General features: G+C 70.0%; 18 protein-coding genes. 11 read left to right on the top strand and 7 right to left on the bottom strand.

All coding sequences use genetic code 11. The features are described 5' to 3' along the window. Window positions 1-26 precede the first annotated feature (26 nt). Window positions 27-1,730, top strand: coding sequence for an LCP family protein (locus OG898_RS16555; RefSeq protein WP_266957697.1), 1,704 nt, complete (start codon window positions 27-29; stop codon window positions 1,728-1,730). A 105-nt stretch (window positions 1,731-1,835) separates the two neighbouring features. On the opposite strand, the gene OG898_RS16550 is transcribed toward OG898_RS16555, so the two are convergent. Then, entirely contained in the window at window positions 1,836-2,861 is a 1,026-nt protein-coding gene (locus tag OG898_RS16550) for a glycosyltransferase family 2 protein (protein ID WP_250736813.1), read from the bottom strand. Window positions 2,862-3,164: 303 nt separating this feature from the next. Between OG898_RS16550 and OG898_RS16545 the strand changes: the two genes are divergently transcribed. Next, complete coding sequence (locus tag OG898_RS16545) at window positions 3,165-4,532, top strand: LCP family protein (protein WP_323182670.1); 1,368 nt, start codon at window positions 3,165-3,167, stop codon at window positions 4,530-4,532. A gap of 50 nt (window positions 4,533-4,582) precedes the next feature. Here OG898_RS16545 and OG898_RS16540 read toward each other — a convergent pair whose 3' ends face one another. Both OG898_RS16540 and OG898_RS16535 read right to left on the bottom strand, forming a co-directional pair. Beyond that, on the bottom strand, window positions 4,583-5,416 hold the full coding sequence (locus tag OG898_RS16540; protein WP_266957692.1) for an SGNH/GDSL hydrolase family protein: 834 nt from the start codon (window positions 5,414-5,416) through the stop codon (window positions 4,583-4,585). Between the two features lie 36 nt (window positions 5,417-5,452). Beyond that, complete coding sequence (locus OG898_RS16535; protein ID WP_250736822.1) at window positions 5,453-5,995, bottom strand: acyl-CoA thioesterase; 543 nt, start codon at window positions 5,993-5,995, stop codon at window positions 5,453-5,455. Between the two features lie 106 nt (window positions 5,996-6,101). Here OG898_RS16535 and OG898_RS16530 point away from each other — a divergent pair, with 106 nt between their 5' ends. After that, the gene (locus OG898_RS16530) at window positions 6,102-7,442 is read left to right on the top strand and encodes an LCP family protein (protein ID WP_266957690.1); all 1,341 of its coding nucleotides are present in this window, start codon (window positions 6,102-6,104) and stop codon (window positions 7,440-7,442) included. Between the two features lie 73 nt (window positions 7,443-7,515). Here the strand turns inward: OG898_RS16530 and OG898_RS16525 are convergent, their stop codons facing one another. Together OG898_RS16525 and OG898_RS16520 are read right to left on the bottom strand one after the other, a co-directional pair. Next, window positions 7,516-8,598 (bottom strand): NDP-sugar synthase, encoded by a 1,083-nt coding sequence (locus OG898_RS16525; protein WP_250736826.1) that lies wholly within the window; start codon window positions 8,596-8,598, stop codon window positions 7,516-7,518. Between the two features lie 114 nt (window positions 8,599-8,712). Beyond that, a complete protein-coding gene (locus tag OG898_RS16520) occupies window positions 8,713-9,339 on the bottom strand; it encodes a hypothetical protein (RefSeq protein WP_266957687.1) in 627 nt (208 codons plus the stop codon). A 460-nt stretch (window positions 9,340-9,799) separates the two neighbouring features. Between OG898_RS16520 and OG898_RS16515 the strand changes: the two genes are divergently transcribed. From OG898_RS16515 to OG898_RS16490, 6 genes are all read left to right on the top strand, one after another. Next, window positions 9,800-10,057 carry a hypothetical protein gene (locus OG898_RS16515; protein WP_266957685.1) on the top strand — a complete coding sequence of 86 codons (258 nt, stop codon included), beginning with the start codon at window positions 9,800-9,802 and terminating at the stop codon, window positions 10,055-10,057. Continuing rightward, complete coding sequence (locus OG898_RS16510; RefSeq protein WP_266957683.1) at window positions 10,032-10,562, top strand: DUF6879 family protein; 531 nt, start codon at window positions 10,032-10,034, stop codon at window positions 10,560-10,562. The genes OG898_RS16515 and OG898_RS16510 overlap by 26 nt, the downstream gene beginning before the upstream one ends. A gap of 26 nt (window positions 10,563-10,588) precedes the next feature. Further along, complete coding sequence (locus OG898_RS16505; RefSeq protein WP_229339183.1) at window positions 10,589-11,437, top strand: helix-turn-helix transcriptional regulator; 849 nt, start codon at window positions 10,589-10,591, stop codon at window positions 11,435-11,437. A gap of 117 nt (window positions 11,438-11,554) precedes the next feature. Continuing rightward, entirely contained in the window at window positions 11,555-11,764 is a 210-nt protein-coding gene (locus OG898_RS16500) for a hypothetical protein (RefSeq protein WP_266957678.1), read from the top strand. Between the two features lie 274 nt (window positions 11,765-12,038). Further along, the gene (locus tag OG898_RS16495; RefSeq protein WP_266957676.1) at window positions 12,039-12,263 is read left to right on the top strand and encodes a DUF397 domain-containing protein; all 225 of its coding nucleotides are present in this window, start codon (window positions 12,039-12,041) and stop codon (window positions 12,261-12,263) included. Between the two features lie 99 nt (window positions 12,264-12,362). Next, a complete protein-coding gene (locus tag OG898_RS16490; protein WP_266957674.1) occupies window positions 12,363-12,827 on the top strand; it encodes a hypothetical protein in 465 nt (154 codons plus the stop codon). 244 nt (window positions 12,828-13,071) lie between these two features. Here the strand turns inward: OG898_RS16490 and OG898_RS16485 are convergent, their stop codons facing one another. Continuing rightward, a complete protein-coding gene (locus OG898_RS16485) occupies window positions 13,072-13,608 on the bottom strand; it encodes a hypothetical protein (protein WP_266957672.1) in 537 nt (178 codons plus the stop codon). 136 nt (window positions 13,609-13,744) lie between these two features. On the opposite strand from OG898_RS16485, the gene OG898_RS16480 reads away from it, so the two are divergent. Further along, window positions 13,745-14,920, top strand: a complete 1,176-nt coding sequence (locus OG898_RS16480) for a site-specific integrase (RefSeq protein WP_266957670.1) — start codon at window positions 13,745-13,747, stop codon at window positions 14,918-14,920. A gap of 200 nt (window positions 14,921-15,120) precedes the next feature. On the opposite strand, the gene OG898_RS16475 is transcribed toward OG898_RS16480, so the two are convergent. After that, window positions 15,121-16,293: an acyl-CoA dehydrogenase family protein gene (locus OG898_RS16475; RefSeq protein ID WP_250736830.1), complete on the bottom strand. Its 1,173-nt coding sequence runs from the start codon at window positions 16,291-16,293 to the stop codon at window positions 15,121-15,123. Window positions 16,294-16,567: 274 nt separating this feature from the next. Here OG898_RS16475 and OG898_RS16470 point away from each other — a divergent pair, with 274 nt between their 5' ends. Next, window positions 16,568-17,920, top strand: a complete 1,353-nt coding sequence (locus tag OG898_RS16470; protein WP_266957668.1) for a UDP-glucose/GDP-mannose dehydrogenase family protein — start codon at window positions 16,568-16,570, stop codon at window positions 17,918-17,920. Window positions 17,921-17,971 lie beyond the last annotated feature (51 nt).

The following is a 17,971-nucleotide window of genomic DNA, read 5'->3' as shown; positions in this document are numbered from 1 at the left end:
CTCAGAGTGATCGTGATGGGGGACGCGTGAGGCACAGCAGCGTGCAAGGGGAGGGGGCGCCGGGCCGGGCCGGCGACGGCATATCCGGCTCCGGCACCCGACCGACGGCCACCAGCGCCGTACCCGCGCCGAGGTCCGGCTCCGGCCACCGCCGCGGCGGTGGCAGCGGGGGCGGCAAGCGGCCGACCCGGCGGGGGCGGCGCCGCATACTGCGCTGGGCGGCCTCCATCGTCGCGCTGCTCATACTCGGGACGGCGGCGGCCGGTTACCTCTACTACCGCCACCTCAACGGCAACATCCGCAGCGGCCAGCGTCTGAGCGGCGACAGCGGTGTCGCCCGGGGCGAGGCCGACGCCGCGGGCCGGCGCCCGATCAACATCCTGATGCTCGGCTCCGACTACCGCGACGAGGCGAACGCGAAGCTCGGCGGCGGCTGGGACACCATCGGCGACCCCGCGCGGGCCGACGTGCAGATGCTGGTCCACATATCGGCCGACCGGAAGAACGCCTCGGTCACCACCGTTCCGCGCGACACCATCGTGGACATCCCGGAGTGCACCGACCCCGCCACGGGCACCAAGTACAAAGCCACCAAGAACATGATCAACGAGAGCTTCGGGCGCGGGGGTGCCGGCTGCACGCTGGCCACCTGGGAGAAGATGACCAACGTCTACATCGACCACTGGATGACGATCGACTTCACCGGTGTCGTGAGCATGGCCGACGCCATCGGCGGCGTCGACGTCTGCGTCAACCAGAACGTCTTCGACCAGTCGAAGCCCGGTTCGGGGACGGGCGGCTCCGGCCTCAGGCTGACCGCGGGCACCCACAAGGTCCAGGGCGAGCAGGCGCTGCAATGGCTGCGCACCCGGCACGCCTTCGGCAGTGACATGGGCCGGGCCAAGGCGCAGCACATGTACATGAACTCGATGATGCGCGGGCTCAAGAGCCAGAACGCCTTCACCGACCTCCCCCGCCTCACGGGCCTGGCGGAGGCGGCGACGAAGGCGCTGAAGGTGTCGGAGGAGATCGGGTCGGTCAAGAAGCTCCTCGACCTCGCCCTGCTGCTCAAGGACGTGCCGGTCAACCGCATCACGTCGGCCACGATCCCGGTGCTGCAGGCTCCGAACGACGAGAACCGGCTGATCCTCAACCCCGCGGACGCCCCCAAGGTGTGGGAGATGCTCCGCAAGGACGTCGCCATGGACAAGAACGGCGACCCGGCGCCGGCCGAGAGCGGCCAGCCGGGTGCAGACCCCTCGGCCCCCGCCACGTCGACCGAGCCGACCCCGCAGACGTCCTCCGGGCCGCCGGCCTCCAACCCCGCGAAGCTCGCCGTACAGGTGGTCAACGGCACGGGTGTCGGTGCACCGCCGGTGGGCAAGCGGGCCACGGCCATCGCCGGCGAGCTGGTCGCCAAGGGGTACTCGCTGGCCAAGGCGGACGGCGCGCTGACCCCGGAGAAGGCGACGATCGTCCGCTACGCCACCGACGCCCAGGCGGCCGACGCGCAGGCCGTGGCCGCGGCGCTCGGGATCCCGGCCACCTCCGTGCAGAAGTCGGCCGCGGCCTCCAAGATCACGGTCCTGGTCGGCGCGGACTGGCGCGAGGGCGCCACCTACCCGGTGCAGGCACCGCCCGAGGCCGGTTCGATCCCTGAGTCGGCGGACGTGCTCAACGGCACCGACACCAGCTGCATGGACATCTACGCGCCGTTCCAGTGGAAGTGACACGCCGAAGGGCGGGCTCGCCGAAACGCTGACGCCTTCAAACACCGAAAGGGGTGACCCGGTCCGACGAGGACCGGGTCACCCCTTTGGTGTGCGTACGCGGGATCAGGCCTCGGCGGGGTCCCGGCGGACCGACGGGCGGCGGCTCGCGATGACCTTGGCGGCGAGCGAGCGCGGGCTGGTCAGGAAGCCGTAGCCCCAGCACACGTGCATGGTCGCCAGGGCGACGGGGATCCGCAGCCGGGCCTTGAGCGACAGCCCCTTGCCGGCCGGGACGGAGCCGACGGTGATCGCCGCGAGGTAGCCCGCCGGGAGGACGAAGGCCCACGGGGTGACGGCGGCTCCGACGACCACGCCGGCGGCGATCGCGCAGACGGCGGCCGGTGCGGCGAGGTAGCGCAGGTTGATGGAGCCCGAGTGGTAGCGGGCCACCACGTGGCGCCAGCGCCCGTAGTCCTTGTACTGCTTGGCGAGCGCCCGTACCGAGGGGCGCGGGCGGTACTGGACCTTCAGCTCCGGCGAGAACCAGATCAGCCCGCCGGCGTCGCGGATGCGGAAGTTCAGCTCCCAGTCCTGGGCGCGGACGAACTCCACGTTGTATCCGCCGGCGGCCTCCAGGGCCTCCCGCCGGAACACCCCGAGGTAGACGGTGTCGGCCGGGCCCGCCTTGCCACCGGTGTGGAAGGCGGCGTTGCCGACGCCGATGCGCGAGGTCATCGCGGCGGCGACGGCGTCCTCCCAGGCGTTCTCGCCCTCGGCGTGCATGATGCCGCCGACGTTCTGCGCGCCCGTCTCCTCCAGGAGGCGGACCGCGGTGGCGATGTAGTTCGGGGAGAGCATGCCGTGGCCGTCCACGCGCACCACGATCGGATGGCGCGAGGCCTGGATGGCCGCGTTGAGAGCGGCGGGGGTGCGGCCGGTGGGGTTCGGGACGGTGTGGACCCGGGGGTCTTCCCGTACCAACTCGGCGGCGATCTCGTCGGTACGGTCCCTGGACGGCCCGAGCGCGATCACCACTTCCATCTCACCCCCGTACTCCTGTCCGAGGATGTGGTGGACCGAGTTGCGCAGATGGCGCTCCTCGTTGAGTACCGGCATGATCACCGAGACTGCGGGCTGCTGGGCGGGCATGTGGTCCTTCAAGGTCGGGTATCGGTGTCACGTTACCGCGTACGGGGGAACCGGGTGCGCGCCGGATGAGCAGTAAGGACAACGGCTGATCGTATGGACCTACTGTTCTGACGAATCTGCCGAACGTGCGAGGTGTCCCCCGTGCCCCAGCCGCACCGTCCCACCCGACCCGCCCTGCCCGCCCGGTCCGCCCGGCCGTCGCAGCGCGCGCCGCGGCCCGGCGGTCCGGCAGGGCCCCGGGCCGGCGGGAACCGGCCGGCGGACAGACCCCGCTGGGGGGTCCGGCTCGCCGCGGGACTGTCGGTGCTCGTCCTGGGCTCGGGGGCCCTCGGGCACGCCGTGATGACCGGGCTGGACACCGGGATCCAGCGCGTGGACCCCTTCAAGGACATGAAGAACCGCCCGCAGGCCGGGCACGGGGTCAACTTCCTGCTCGTCGGCACCGACGGCCGCGACAAGATCACCGCCGAGGAGAAGCGCGAGTACCGCCTGGGCGGCGCGCCCTGCCACTGCACCGACACCGTGATGCTGGTCCACCTCTCGGCGGACAGGTCGCGGGCCAGCGTGGTCAGCCTGCCCCGGGACAGCTTCGTGGAGCTGCCCGCGCACGTGGACGGCTCCAGCGGCAAACCGCACGGCGCCCACCCCGTGAAGCTCAACGCCGCCTACGCCGAGGGCGGGCCCCAGCTGACCGTGCGCACCGTCGAGAACATGACCCGCGTGAAGATCGACCACTACCTGGAGGTCGACTTCACCAGCTTCATGAAGACGGTCGACGCCATGGGCGGCGTGGAGATCTGCACCGCCAAGACCATGCACGACCCCAACACCGGACTCGACCTGCTCCCCGGCACCCACCGGCTCAGCGGCGGCCAGGCCCTGCAGTACGTGCGCTCGCGCCATGTCGACGGGGCCTCCGACCTGGGCCGGATGCAGCGCCAGCAGCGGTTCATCGCCGCCCTGATCAAGCAGGCCACGGGCGGCGGGGTCCTGCTCAACCCCGTCAAGTTCAAGCAGGTCAGCTCCACCCTGCTGAGCTCGGTCCGGGCCGACCGGGGCTTCGGCTCGGAGCAGATGCTGGCGCTCGGGCAGGCCATGCGCGATTTCACACCCTCCTCCTCGGAGTTCGCCTCCGTGCCCGTCGGCAACCCCTCGTTCCCGGTCAAGGGCATCGGCTCCACCGTGAAATGGGACGAGGGGAAGGCCGCGAAGCTCTTCCAGGCGCTGCGCGAGGACCGGCCGATGGCCCCGCCGCAGGCCCCCGCCCCCGGCAAGCCGGTGCGCCGGCAGCCGGCGGTGCCGGTGGACGTGCCCCCGGGCCAGGTACGGATCCAGGTGGAGAACGGCACCCGGATCGACGGGCTGGGCACCCGGGTGGACTCGGCGCTGCGCGCCACCGGCTTCGACACCACCCGGGCTCCGGGGAACGGCGCGAGCCGGGACGTCAAGCGCACGGTGATCACGTACGACCCGCGCTGGGACCGGTCGGCCCGTACGGTGTCCACCGCGCTGCCCGGCAGCGAGATGCGGGCCGTGCGGGGGCAGGGGCGGACCGTGGTGGTCATCGCGGGCGCCGACTACCGCAAGGTGGTGCCGGTGCGCGCGGAGGACCCGTACCAGGGCGAATTCGGTGTGGTCACCGGTGACCAGGTGGTCTGCGGCGGCTCCTGACCGGCCCCGGCCGGACCGCCCCGGCCGGACCGGCCTCGGTCGGATCGGCCTCAGCCGGACCGGCCTCCGTCGAACCAGCCGTCCGAGTGGGCCTGCTCCAGCGCATCGAAGAAGGCGTCCGCCACCTTCTCGTACCCTCTGTCGTTCGGGTGCAGGCCGTCGGCGAGCTCGGCCGGCATGGACGCGTCCGCCCGGCCCGCGGGCGTCAGCCAGGGGGCCTTGACGAAGCGGAAGTGCCTGCCGGACCCCTGTTCCCGTGCCTCGATCTTCTTGAGGCGCCGGTTGTACGCCGCGATGGGCTCGGCGATGTCCAGGTCCTTCGATCCGGGGGTCGAGGGGACCAGGCCCTGCATGACGACGACGATCCCCGGGCGCAGGGTGAAGATCCGGTCGACCAGGTCCTCGGCCTCGTCGGCGGCCTGGCCGGGGTCGCCTCCCCGGTTCAGGTTGTTCAGCCCGATGTGCAGCAGGACCACGTCGGGATCGGCGGCCGCGATCCACCGGTCGACCCCGGCACGGATCCGGTCGACGGTGTACCCGGAATGCCCTTCGTGCTCGTTGTCGGCCATGGGACCCCGGGCCTGGGAGCCCACGAAATCGATGGCGTACCTCGACTGGCCCGCGACCAGGCGCCCCAGCGGCAGCCGGTAGCCGCCGAACGCGGAGCTCCCCACCCCGGCGGTCGTCGAGGCGCCGAGGGGCATGACGCGCAGGGTGCGGGGCGGGCGGGCGTCGGAGGCCTTCGGGGACGGCTGTACGGAGCCGGGGGCGTCGGAGGGCTGGTGGTCGGAGGCCTGGTCGGAGGCCCCCGAGAGCAGCGGGACCCCGACGGCGAGACCGGCGACCCCTGCGACGCCTGCGAACACGGCCGAGCGGCGGTTCATGATGCCTTCCGGGTAGGGCGGGGTGGCAGCGGGCCGTCAGACGTCGGCGTCGAGGCCCTGCGCGGACCGCTCCTCCCGCAGGTCGCGGATGGCCTGGCGGCGGGCGAGCCGGTGCGTGCGGCGGATCTGGGCCTCCTGGTAGCGCCGCTCGTCCCGCTCGGTCTCCCGGATCACCTGCGGGACCTCGCGGGGCTTGCCCTCGGCGTCGACCGCGGTGAAGACCAGGTAGGCGCTGCCGACCTGGGTGGCGGGGGTGGACTCGTTCCACCGCTCCGCGAGGACGCGTACGCCGATCTCCATGGAGGAGCGGCCCGTCCAGTTGCACTGGGCCTTGACGTGGACGAGGTCGCCCACGCGGACGGGGGCGAGGAAGGCCATCTCGTCCATGGAGGCGGTGACCGCCGGGCCGCCGGAGTGGCGGCCGGCCACGGCGCCGGCCGCGTCGTCCACCAGCTTCATGATCACGCCGCCGTGCACCGTGCCGAGGAGGTTGGTGTCGTTGGCGGTCATGATGTGGCTCAGGGTGGTGCGGGAAGCCGAGATCGGCTTTCCGCGCAGCTCGCCCGGTATCTCTGTCATGGAGACAGCTTAAGTGCGGCTTGCCGGCATCAGCTCTGCAACAGCACCGGTACGAAGAGCCGCCGGGGGTGTTCCGGGGCCCTCCCGGCCAGGCATTCTTGGGCACATGAGTGACTGGGACGGGTGGAGCGGCGAGCAGGACCAGCGTGGCCGCCGCGATGACGGGTACGGCCGCGGCAGCGGCCAGGCGGAGCCGGAAGGCGCACGGCGGATGAGGCACGTCCAGCGGCCCGGCCCCGGCCCTCAGGCGTCCCGGCAGCCGCAGCAGCCTCCGCAGCCCCAGCAGCCCCCGCGCCGCCCGGCCCAGCCGCCGGCCGGGCCCGCCTACGTGCCTCCGCAGCAGGGCGGCTCGTACGACAGCGGCTACAACACCGGGCAGGTCTACGGCGGCGGCGGCCAGCCTCCCAGTGGGCCGCGCGGGCGCGGAGCGGGCGGCCCCGGCGGCCCCGCCCGGCCGGCGGGACCGGCCCCGGACTGGCGCAAGCGGATCAAGATCGGCTCGATCGTGCTGGTCGGCGGCCTGCTCGTGACGGGCATCGGCACGTACTTCTGGGCCGACTCCAACGTGCGCCGCGAGGTCGACCTCTCCAAGGTCATCGAGCGCCCGAAGGAGGGCGACTGCACGACCTACCTGATCGTGGGCTCCGACAGCCGCGAGGGCATGTCCGCCGAGGACAAGAAGAAGCTCCACACCGGCTCGGCCGAGGGCAAGCGCACCGACTCGATGATGATCCTCGCCAAGTGCTCCAGCGGGAACACGATGATCTCCCTGCCGCGCGACTCGGACGTGGAGATCCCGTCCTTCGTCGGCTCGGAGTCGGGCAAGAAGTTCGCGGGCCAGGGCCGCCGGGTCAAGCTGAACGCCGCGTACGCGGAGGACGGCCCGGAGCTGCTGGTGCGGACGGTGGAGTTCAACACCGGCCTGCGCATCGACCACTACGCGGAGATCGGCTTCGCCGGCTTCGCGAACATCGTGGACGCGCTGGGCGGGGTGGAGCTCAACATCGAGAAGGGGTTCAAGGACGAGAAGTCCGGGGCCGACTTCAAGGAGGGCACCCAGACGCTGAACGGCGAGCAGTCGCTGGCCTACGTACGGACCCGCTACGCCTTCGCCGAGTCGGACCTGCAGCGGACCAAGAACCAGCAGAAGTTCCTGTCGGCGCTGGCCAGCCAGGCGGCGACCCCGACGACGATCATGAATCCGTTCACGCTGTACCCGGTGCTGGGTGCGGGTCTGGACACGCTGATCGTGGACAAGGACATGGGGCTGTGGGACATGGGGTCGATGTTCTTCGCGATGAAGGGCATCAGCGGTGGTGACGGCGTGTCCATGAACATGCCGATCTCCGGTCAGCGCGGCGGCAACCTCGTCTGGGACAAGGCGAAGGTGCAGCAGCTGGTGCAGCAGATCCAGAAGGACGAGAAGGTCACCGTCCGCGGGAACTGATCACGGGGCCTGATCACGGGGCCTGATCACAGCGTCTGATCACGGGCGCCCCGGCCAGGGGCGCCCGTCCGGCTCAGGCGTCGGAGGAGAAGCGGATCGCCGCGTCGGGCAGCTGCGCCCCGCACCAGATCCGGGCTCCGGCGCGGAGCTCGTTGTCGGCCCCCACGACGGCCGCGTCACCGATGACGGCGGCGTCCAGTACGGTCCGTGCGCCCACCGAGGCGCCCGCGCCGATCAGGCTGGCGGACACCTGCGCGTCGGGTCCGACGACCGCGTCCCCCAGCACGATGGAGCCCTGGACGACCGCACCCGCCTCGATGCGGGCTCCGGCGCCCACGACGGTGCCCCCCGACAGCTTGGCCCCGGCCGCGACGTGGGCTCCGGGCAGGACGAGGGACTCGCCGCGGCGTCCGGGGACGGCCGGGGAGGGGACGACGCCGCGGACCAGGTCGGCGGAGGCCTGGATGATCGCCTCCGGCTTGCCGAGGTCCATCCAGTACGTGTTCTCGGTGACCCCGTGCAAGGTGGCCCCGGAGGCGAGCAGACCGGGGAAGGTCTCGCGCTCCACGGAAACGGACCGGCCGGCCGGGATGGTGTCGATCACGCTGCGCCGGAAGACGTAGCAGCCGGCGTTGATCTGGTCGGTGATGATCTCCTCGGGCGTCTGCGGCTTCTCCGTGAAGGCCAGCACCCGCCCGTGGGCGTCGGTGGGGACCAGGCCGAAGGCGCGCGGGTCGTCGACGCGGACCAGGTGCAGGGAGACGTCGGCGTCGGCCGCCTTGTGCGATTCGACGAGCCCGGCGATGTCCAGGCCGGTCAGGATGTCCCCGTTGAAGACGAGCACCGAGGAGTCGGGGCCGCCGGTGAGCAGCCGCGCCGCGTTGCGGATGGCGCCGCCGGTGCCCAGCGGCTCGTCCTCGACCACGTACTCCAGGTGGACGCCGAAGGCGGACCCGTCCCCGAAGTAGGGCTCGAAGACCTCGGCGAGGTAGCAGGTGGCCATCACGATGTGCGTGACGCCTGCGGCGGCGGCCCGGGCTATCTGGTGGGCGAGGAAGGGAACACCTGCCGTGTGGACCATCGGCTTCGGCGTGTTCACCGTGACGGGGCGCAGTCGCGTCCCCTGTCCGCCGACCAGCAGGATCGCTTCCGTCATTTGCGTTCTCCCCAACCGGTTCCGGCGTACGAAGGTCCAAATTTAGCCCATCCGGGGGGTCCCCAGGGGGCTGGTGCCCGATGTGTGCGGTCGTCTTCGCCGCAGGCCAGGGCCTCAGGCGGTGAACGGGTTGGCGTGGCCGGGCAACTGCTGCCCCGGGCGCAGGAATCGCCGGTCGCCCCGTTCGTCACGCACCTCGTGGAACCCGGCGGCCGTCAGCCGCCGTGCGATCGTCGCGCGGCGGATCACGCCCACCTGGAAGGCCACGGTGGCGAGCAGCGCGGCCAACCCGCCGGAGAGGAAGGCCTCGAACGGCGACTTGTCGTCGATGAGCATGAGGACGGGCAGGATCGCGCAGAGGAGGTAGCACACCACCTTCTGGCGCCGGTCGCCGACGTACAGGGCCATGACGTCGAAGGTGACGAGGTCCTTGAGCACGGCCACGGAGTCGGCCGCCTCGGGGAGCGGCTTCAGTGATCCCTGCGCCAGCCCCGGCACCGTCCCGCCGTTGCCGGCCTGCGGATGGGCGGTGATGGTGGCCGCCTCGCGGACGCGCGCCTCGGGTCGCGGGTCCCGGTACATGCGGACCTGGACGAGCGAGTTCTTGAAGCCGGTCCTGTACGCCGAGCCGTACGTGTAGCCGTACTGCTCCGCCACGTGCGCCAGGGCGGCCGCCTTCGCCGAGGTGCCCTGCGGGGCGATCTCGACGACATCCTGCTGACGGGCGATCTGCTGGAGCATCCCCGCTGTGTGACGTTCTACGGACATCCTGTTCCCCGCCCCTGCGCCCCCGCGCCTTGCAACCCCGCGCCCGGGGCCGACCGGCGCACAGCCTAGGCGGTGCGCCGCCGGTCGGACCACGCGAGGTCCCCCGATCCGTGGATCATGGATCGGGAGACCTCGCGTCCGGTGGGGTCGTGCCCCTACGGCAGGTTGCGCACCATGACGATGCGCTGGACCTGGTTCGTGCCCTCGTAGATCTGCGTGCTCTACGGCACATGCAGCCCTGACCAGCATCGACATGCCTTGCACGGGGGGCACCCCAGGATTCCCCCATGATCGCTAGGACGTCGTCCCTGCTCAGGGCAATGCGCGCCGCTCCATCCCGGCTCAAGGGCTGTTCCCGCCCCCTTGACGCTCACAGGCCGCCACGACGAAGCTCGTGCAAGTTGGCGTAAGCCACTCGACAGCGGAGGCAGTCATGGCACTACGGTTCATCGGGATTGATCCAGACACCGGGCAGCAGGGCTCCCCCACCGTATGGGTGGACGCGGAAAAGGGGGAGCTGGTGCTTCAGGGCTGGAAGCCGGACGAGAAGCTAGAGGCGGAGTGCGCGGCGTTCGAGGTTCCCGGGCACGCTCCGGGCATCCCTCCGCACGAAGCCGTGATTCGGATTCCGGCCCGTATGGTGCCGATGCTCAGGAAGGCGTGCGATGTCGCAGAAGGAGCCGGGCTTTAACGAGCTGCTGGCCGCAGCCAAGCACTCGGCTGTGCACCTGGAGCTGCGCGACTCGTACGGCGTCGGGGATGAGGCCGAGGACTTCGAGACCTGGACGCGTACAGGTCAGCGCGACATCGACCCGGCGTCCACCTACTGGACGCCGTGGGTTGATTTGATTCGCAGCACCGTGGCCCGAGGCGTGGCCGTCCGCCGCGCCCGCGTCGTATCGGAACCGGTTACGGATTACATCCGGTACGAGCACGCCGGCACCGTGGTCAACCTTCACGCCGGGGAGCAAGTCCGCTGGCTGCCTCGGCGGCAGGCTTCGGACATCGCGCTCCCCGGAAACGACTGCTGGGTGTTCGACGGAGAGATCGTGCTCTTCAACCACTTCTCCGGGGATGGAAACTGGTCCGAGCCCGGCTGGGAGGTTCGTTCCGAGCCCGCTGTCGCACGGCTGGCTTCGGCTGCGTTCGAGGCAGTCTGGGAGCGCGGCATCCCGCACGAGAAGTTCACGGTCTGACCTGACGGAATACGAAGAGCCCACTCATGTCTGCGTCCCCCTCGTCCAGCGCCCAAGCCGCCCGCGAAGCCATCGCCGCCCGTCTCGGGGGCCTACGCAAAGACGCGGAGCTGACCGGGCATGAGTTGGCTCTTCGGTGCGGCTGGAGCCCCGCGAAGTCCTCACGCATCGAGCGCGCCAAGACCCCTGCGTCGGCCGCCGACATCCGCGCCTGGTGCAAGGCGTGCGGAGCAGAAGACCAGACAGACGACCTGATCGCGGCCAACCGCCAAGCCGACCAGATGTACGTCCACTGGCAAAAGCTGCACCGCCACGGCATGCGCCGGGCGCAGGAGGAAGTTGTCCCCCTGTACGAGCAGACCCGCCACTTCCGCGTGTACTGCTCGAACGTGGTGCCGGGCATGCTCCAGACCGAGGCGTACGCGGCGGCCCTGCTATCGACCATCGCCGCCTTTCAGGGCACCCCTGACGACTCGCAGACAGCAGCGGAATCCCGAATCGAACGCTCGCGCGTTCTCCACGAAGGCAGCCACCGCTTCGCGCTGCTGCTGGAAGAAACGGTGCTCCGCTACCGCATTGGCGACGCCTCCGCCATGGCCGGACAGCTCGGCTATCTGCTGGCTGTCATGGCGCTGCCGAACGTAAGCCTTGGGGTTATCCCCTTCACGGCCCAGCGGTTTGTCTGGCCCCTGGAAGCCTTCTATCTGTTCGACGGCCGTCAAGCGAGCGTGGAGCTGCTGACGGCCGCAGTGAACGTCACGGCGCCCAGCGAGGTTGCCACGTACGCCAAGGCGTTCTCAGAGCTGTCCAAGCTCGCTGTCTACGGTGCCCCCGCCCGGGCTCTGATCTCGGACGCGATTACCTCACTCGGTTAGTTCGCGTGCAAGCTCGTGCAAGACCCTGGATGCCTCACTGGTGCCCTCCCTAACGTCGTCTTCACACCGAGTAACGGCGAGCACCGCACAGTGTGCGTGTGCGGTTAGGGGCGCGATATGGCGAGGGCGAAGAAGACGGAGGCCCCGGAGTTCGACCGGGACGCGTGGGAGTACCTGACCTTCGCGCCCGGACACGAGTGCTCCGCCTGTCACCAGCCGATCGGGGACCTGGAGCCGGCACTCCGAGGGGCTATTGACCGCACCTCGGGCGCGCCCGCCCCCGTCTATCGACACGACAAGTGCCCCGCCCGCGTGGTGGCCGCGTGATGGACATGCAGACCTGGCGAGACGGCCACACACGGGCCACGGACGCCGTCGAATCCCTACGCGCAGCCTTGGCCGCTCTCGGCGTCCCCGAGAGCGCCTGGAGCGGTGTGCGCCCCACGGTCACATACAACGGCCTCGCGTACGTGCACCTGGGGATGCTCCCGGCTGGCGTAGTGGAGCAGATGGCCGAGGCCATGAGGGGCACCAGAGCTTCCGCTCAATGAGAGCGGGAGGCGGCCCTCGGTGGGCCGTCAGATGATCAGGAAGGGCAACGATGACCGACCTGTACGCGCTCGACATCGACACCGCCGCCTTCTCGAAGGCGTGCGGCGGCAACACCCACCCGGACGGCGAAGCGTGCGTGACACTCGCCAAGATCGGCCCCGACGCGTGGGCCCTGGGTGACAGCAAGCGCCCGGACGTGCAGCCTCTGCGCTTCACCACTGAGGAACTGAACGCGGCGGGCATCGACCCCGCGCGCTTCGACCTCTCCGCATAGCCGGGCAGCGGCTAGCGGTCCCGCACCACCCCTGAATGACGGCCCCGCCCACACGCCGACGGGCGGGGCCGTCGCCATTCCCAGGATCGGAGCAGAGCAGTGCATCACCACGGCTACGCATGGGTTGGGGAGAAAGAAACGTTCGACAAGGAAGGGCTTCGTCGGCTGCCCGGTGAGCAGCCGACCGCTACCAGTCCGGAAGACGTGAGACAGCGCCACCGTCAGGCGGTGGCAGAGTTCCCATATTCCGACCTTCCGCCTATCCAGACAGCGCACTGGCTGATGAAGCCTGCCTCCCTCGTGCGCGGCACGTGGGAGGAGCCCAAGGAGGCCGGGGAATGGGTGGCCCTTCAACTCGCCGAGTTCGCGCCCCGGTTTGGCTCCATCCAAGACGCTGAGGCGACGCGTCTCGTGCTCATGGTGAAGTCCGCCGCCGAGCGGCTGACGTGGGGCGGGGATGTGTCCCTGGGCCACTACCTCAGCGGCAAGGTCTTCCACTCCGTGGCCGTAGTGACCTGCTCACCGAACCGCGCTGAACGCCATCTGCCCTGTCCTCTGAAGTAGTCGAAGCAACGAATCAAGCCCCGGCCGATTGGACGGGGCTTGATTCGTTTGCCTGCCGCTGCACTGGCACATCCACGGGGGGGTTGCTTCGGGGGCGGGCAGTAGGCGTCCATCTGGACAACCGTGGCGCGCTTCACGTCACGCTCCGCGCTGGCCGGCTGAGGGGTGGGAGAGACCTGAGAGGAAGTGGCCCGTCCACCGTTCAGCCCGGACCTTGTCCGCGCACTACGGGCTCAACCAAGCGTCACTGCTCACCATCGAGCCCCAGCGCCGCCTTGGCTTTATCGGTCACTTCTCCGCCGGCCTTGCCTGCGAGGGTGCCCAAGTAACCGTCCCGCCGCGCCTTCTTCAGGTGATCCTTGACCGTCTCGGGCCGACGTTCGATCAAGCGGGCAAGCCAAGGAATCGGCGCTGGGGCACCGCTTTCCGCCATGGCGGAGTACGCCAGCGTGAGCGTCGCCAGATAGCGCTCTGAGACCCCCTCGGCCGCCAGGAGGCGCCCGGCAGCCTCGCCCGTAGCCTCCACCTGCCGCGAGAGGTCCTCAAGCGTTCGCTGCGCCTCTGGAGCCTTCTTGGCCAGGTTCAACGCGGCGGCAATGTCCAGCCTCCTGAGGACGGTCGTAGAGATCCCGCGCGCAACGTCACGTGGCTCGGCACCGTCGACCGGCTCCAAGGTCATGCGCTGCGGGCCTCCCGTGATCGACCCAGTCGGCCACCACATCCGAATCACCCAACTGCCCTGCTGCTGGGTGATCTCGAATCCGCTCTCGTCTGCCTTCATGCCCCTACCGTACACCACCCGGGGTGACCCACCCTGTGTTGACAACCCAGGGTGGTCATTGTGCAGACTGAGGCCGGGGCGGCCATGCACGACACCGGGGGGCGGCCCATTCATCGACTGAAAGGCCGGCACTGCTGTGGCAAGGGCATGGGTAGCGCGCTCAAAGGACGACGCGAAGAAGTGGACGACGTTCTGGTACGACCCGGATGGCAAGCAGCGCCAGAAGTCGTTCGAGACCAAGAAGCGCGCCGACGACCACCGGAAGCGGAAGGAGCAGGAGCTCGACGCCGGGACCTACCTGGACGACAAGCTGGGGAGGCAGCCCGTGACGGCGGTCTGGGAGCAGTGGACCAATCAAAGGAAGCTGGAGAACAGCACCAAGAAGCAGTACCGCTCGATCCAGAACACGACCCTGGAACCGTTCTTCAAGGCTCGCTCCATCGCGTCCTTGAAGGTCGCGGACATCGAGCAGTGGCTGTTGTGGATGGAGCAGGACCGGAAGCTGGCAGCCCGAACCCGGCGCCAGCGCTTCTCGTTCTTCTCCGGGATGATGGATTGGGCCGTGGTCAACGAGATCATCGGGCGCAACCCGTGCAAGAAGGTCAGGCACGCGGGCAGCCGCGCCAAGGAGATCCGCGAGCACAAGAGCAACGCCCGGCGGCTGACGACTCGGGAAGTCCTGGCCATGCTGAACGGGGCCCCGCCCCGGTATCGAGCGATGCTCTGGCTCATGGCGGGATGCGGGCTCCGCATCGGTGAGGCCATGGCGGTCTCGCGCGATCAGATCGACTTCCAGGCCGAGGTCCTGCGCGTCGATTTCCAGATTGCGGAGGACGGCGAATCCGAGTCGGGGAAGAACAGTGCGCTACAGCGGCGGCACATCAAGGCCCGTGACGAGGAGGAGCCAGGGCGCGTCGTGCCGCTTCCGCCGAACGTGGCTTTCGAGCTGCGCAGGCACATCAAGAACCACGGCACATGGGGACCGGAGCGCCTGCTGTTCCCGAACGTCACCCGGACCGGGTACGTGTACGCCTCGTACTTCTACCGGCAAATCTGGTTGGTGGCCCTGACGAAGGGCGAGGTGCCCTACTGCAAACCGCATTCAATGCGGCACTACTACGGCTCCCGGCTGCTCTACGCGGGCGTCCCTGAGAACGATGTGGCCGACTGGATGGGGCACAGCAGCACGGACGTGCTCCGTGAGCACTATCACTACCTCTTCGAAGGGGCCGAGCAGCGCGGACGTGCAGCCATCGCGACCATGCTGACCCCCGGCGCGGACGACCCCACCGAGCGGGCCGAAGTCGCCTGACCAAGCTCAGACAGAGGGCCCCCGGCATCACGCCGGGGGCCTTGCCGTCTATGCAGGTCAGTACCTGTTTCGGGCCCTGTGTCCGCCCAGGATTTCCCCAGCATGACGCCCAGGAAAGGCCCGGAACGGGCCCGAACGGACCGGAAGCCGATCACCACTCCGAGATCACCGGAGAAGGATGCTGACCTGCGAAAACACTGCTACGGCAGGTTCCTTGCCATCACGATCCGCTGAACCTGATTCGTGCCTTCATAAATCTGCGTGATCTTCGCGTCGCGCATCATGCGCTCCACCGGGTAGTCACGGGTGTAGCCGTAGCCGCCGAGGAGCTGGACCGCGTCCGTGGTGACCTCCATGGCCACGTCCGAGGCGAAGCACTTGGCCGCGGCGCCGAAGAAGGTAAGGTCCTCGTGCGGGCCGCCGCCGGAGACGCGCTCCGAGCGGGCCGCGGCCGCGTAGGTCAGCTGGCGGGCGGCCTCGATCTTCATGGCCATGTCCGCGAGCATGAACTGCACGCCCTGGAAGTCGCCGATCGGCTTGCCGAACTGCTTGCGCTCCTGGACGTAGCCCTTGGCGTAGTCCAGCGCGCCCTGGGCGATGCCCAGCGCCTGGGCGGCGATGGTGATGCGGGTGTGGTCGAGGGTCTTCATCGCGGTGGCGAATCCGGTGCCCTCGGCGCCGATCATGCGGTCGGCCGGGATGCGGACGTTGTCGAGGTAGACCTCGCGCGTCGGGGAGCCCTTGATGCCGAGCTTCTTCTCCGGGGCGCCGAAGGAGACGCCCTCGTCGGACTTCTCGACGACGAAGGCGCTGATGCCCTTGGAGCGCTTCTCCGGGTCGGTGACGGCCATGACCGTGTAGTACTCGGAGACGCCGGCGTTGGTGATCCAGCGCTTGACGCCGTTGAGCACCCAGAAGTCCCCGTCGCGCACGGCGCGGGTCTTCATGCCCGCGGCGTCGGAGCCCGCGTCGGGCTCGGAGAGGGCGTAGGAGAACATCGCGTCGCCCTTGGCCAGCGGGCCGAGGTACTTGGCCTTGAGCTCCTCGGAGCCGGAGAGGATCACCGGGAGCGAGCCGAGCTTGTTGACCGCCGGGATGAGGGAGGAGGACGCGCAGACGCGGGCCACCTCCTCGATCACGATCACGGTGGCGAGGGCGTCGGCGCCCGCGCCGCCGTAGGTCTCGGGCACGTGGACGGCGTGCAGGTCGCTGGCGACGAGGGCGTCCAGGGCCTCCTGCGGAAAGCGGGACTCCTCGTCGACCGCGGCGGCGAAGGGCATGATCTTCGCCTCGGCGAGCGCGCGGACGGACTCGCGGAGCATGTCGTGCTCCTCGGCCGGGCGGTACAGGTCGAAGTCGGCAGAACCCGCCAAGATCTCTCACTCCCCAGGTGGTGCGTGGTGTTAACTACCGTTAAGTAGCCCAAGCTTAGTGTCCGTGCGCCGACCGCGACACGGGCGTCGCACGTGAGTTGCATGACAGCCGGCCCGACAGCTGCAGGACGGCCGGCCCTGCGCGGGCATCGGACGGGCGGCTACGGTGTGGCCATCGGGTGGCGGACGGGTGACGGACGCCGGAATGCATCCCCGGTCACCGGCCCGACTATGCTCGGTTGCCGCGAACGGCCCAGCACCTCCAGGAGCACTCATGGCCCCCCTCAAGATCACTGTGATCGGCACCGGATACCTCGGCGCCACGCACGCCGCGGCAATGGCGGAGCTGGGGTTCGAGGTGCTCGGACTGGACGTGGTGCCGGAGAAGATCGCCATGCTCGCCGCCGGCCGCGTCCCCATGTACGAGCCGGGACTGGAGGAGTTGCTCTCCGCCCACGTGGCCGGACTGCCGGGCTCCACGGGCCGGCTGCGCTTCACCACCTCCTGGGAGGAGGTCGGCGCCTTCGGTGACGTCCACTTCGTCTGCGTGAACACCCCGCAGAAGCACGGCGAGTACGCCTGCGACATGAGCTACGTCGACTCCGCCATGGAATCGCTCGCCCCGCACCTGACCCGGGCCGCCCTGGTCGTCGGCAAGTCCACCGTGCCCGTCGGCTCCGCCGAGCGCCTCGCCGCGAAGCTGACCGCGCTCGCCCCGGCCGGCGAGGAGATCGAGCTCGCCTGGAACCCTGAGTTCCTGCGCGAGGGCTTCGCCGTCCAGGACACCCTGCACCCGGACCGGATCGTCATCGGGGTCACCACCAACGCCACGGCGCGCGCCGAGAAGCTCCTGCGGGAGGTCTACGCGACCCCCATGGGCGAGGGCACGCCGCTGGTCGTCACCGACTTCCCCACGGCCGAACTCGTCAAGACCGCCGCGAACTCCTTCCTCGCCACGAAGATCTCCTTCATCAACGCCATGGCCGAGGTCTGCGAGGCCGCCGGCGGCGACGTGGTGAAGCTGGCCGAGGCCATCGGGTACGACGAGCGCATCGGGAAGAAGTTCCTGCGCGCCGGCATCGGTTTCGGCGGCGGCTGCCTGCCCAAGGACATCCGCGCGTTCATGGCGCGGGCCGGCGAGCTCGGCGCCGACCAGGCGCTGACCTTCCTGCGCGAGGTCGACTCCATCAACATGCGCCGCCGCGGCCACATGGTCGAGCTGGCCCGCGATGCCGTCGGCGGCTCCTTCCTCGGCAAGCGGGTCGCCGTGCTCGGCGCCACCTTCAAGCCGGACTCCGACGACGTCCGCGACTCCCCGGCGCTGAACGTGGCCGGCCAGATCCACCTCCAGGGCGGCCAGGTCACCGTCTACGACCCCAAGGGCATGGACAACGCCCGCCGCGTCTTCCCCACCCTCGGGTACGCCGACACCGCCCTGGACGCCGCCCGCGGCGCCGAGGTGGTCCTGCACCTCACCGAGTGGCGGGAGTTCCGCGACCTGGACCCCGCGGCCCTCGGCGAGGTCGTCACCGACCGGCTCGTCCTCGACGGCCGCAACGCCCTCGACCCCGCCCTGTGGCGCGCCGCCGGCTGGACCTACCGCGCGATGGGCCGCCCGCGCGCCTGACCTCCGGGTCCGCCCCCGGCGGACCTTGATGCGCTTCGTTCCGGAATGCGC

Source organism: Streptomyces sp. NBC_00193, assembly GCF_026342735.1.
Lineage (GTDB): Bacteria > Actinomycetota > Actinomycetes > Streptomycetales > Streptomycetaceae > Streptomyces > Streptomyces stoeckheimensis.
Note: the sequence above shows the minus strand (reverse complement) of the source record. Positions and strands in the feature narration are given on the sequence as shown.

Excerpts from the sequence above, each read along its gene's own strand:
- OG898_RS16550 (WP_250736813.1), bottom strand. The coding sequence starts at position 2,861 with ATGCCCGCCCAGCAGCCCGCAGTCTCGGTGATCATGCCGGTACTCAAC.
- OG898_RS16540 (WP_266957692.1), bottom strand. The coding sequence starts at position 5,416 with ATGAACCGCCGCTCGGCCGTGTTCGCAGGCGTCGCAGGGGTCGCCGGT.
- OG898_RS16535 (WP_250736822.1), bottom strand. The coding sequence starts at position 5,995 with ATGACAGAGATACCGGGCGAGCTGCGCGGAAAGCCGATCTCGGCTTCC.
- OG898_RS16530 (WP_266957690.1), top strand. The coding sequence starts at position 6,102 with ATGAGTGACTGGGACGGGTGGAGCGGCGAGCAGGACCAGCGTGGCCGC.
- OG898_RS16525 (WP_250736826.1), bottom strand. The coding sequence starts at position 8,598 with ATGACGGAAGCGATCCTGCTGGTCGGCGGACAGGGGACGCGACTGCGC.
- OG898_RS16520 (WP_266957687.1), bottom strand. The coding sequence starts at position 9,339 with ATGCTCCAGCAGATCGCCCGTCAGCAGGATGTCGTCGAGATCGCCCCG.
- OG898_RS16515 (WP_266957685.1), top strand. The coding sequence starts at position 9,800 with ATGGCACTACGGTTCATCGGGATTGATCCAGACACCGGGCAGCAGGGC.
- OG898_RS16510 (WP_266957683.1), top strand. The coding sequence starts at position 10,032 with ATGTCGCAGAAGGAGCCGGGCTTTAACGAGCTGCTGGCCGCAGCCAAG.
- OG898_RS16505 (WP_229339183.1), top strand. The coding sequence starts at position 10,589 with ATGTCTGCGTCCCCCTCGTCCAGCGCCCAAGCCGCCCGCGAAGCCATC.
- OG898_RS16500 (WP_266957678.1), top strand. The coding sequence starts at position 11,555 with ATGGCGAGGGCGAAGAAGACGGAGGCCCCGGAGTTCGACCGGGACGCG.
- OG898_RS16495 (WP_266957676.1), top strand. The coding sequence starts at position 12,039 with ATGACCGACCTGTACGCGCTCGACATCGACACCGCCGCCTTCTCGAAG.
- OG898_RS16485 (WP_266957672.1), bottom strand. The coding sequence starts at position 13,608 with ATGAAGGCAGACGAGAGCGGATTCGAGATCACCCAGCAGCAGGGCAGT.
- OG898_RS16470 (WP_266957668.1), top strand. The coding sequence starts at position 16,568 with ATGGCCCCCCTCAAGATCACTGTGATCGGCACCGGATACCTCGGCGCC.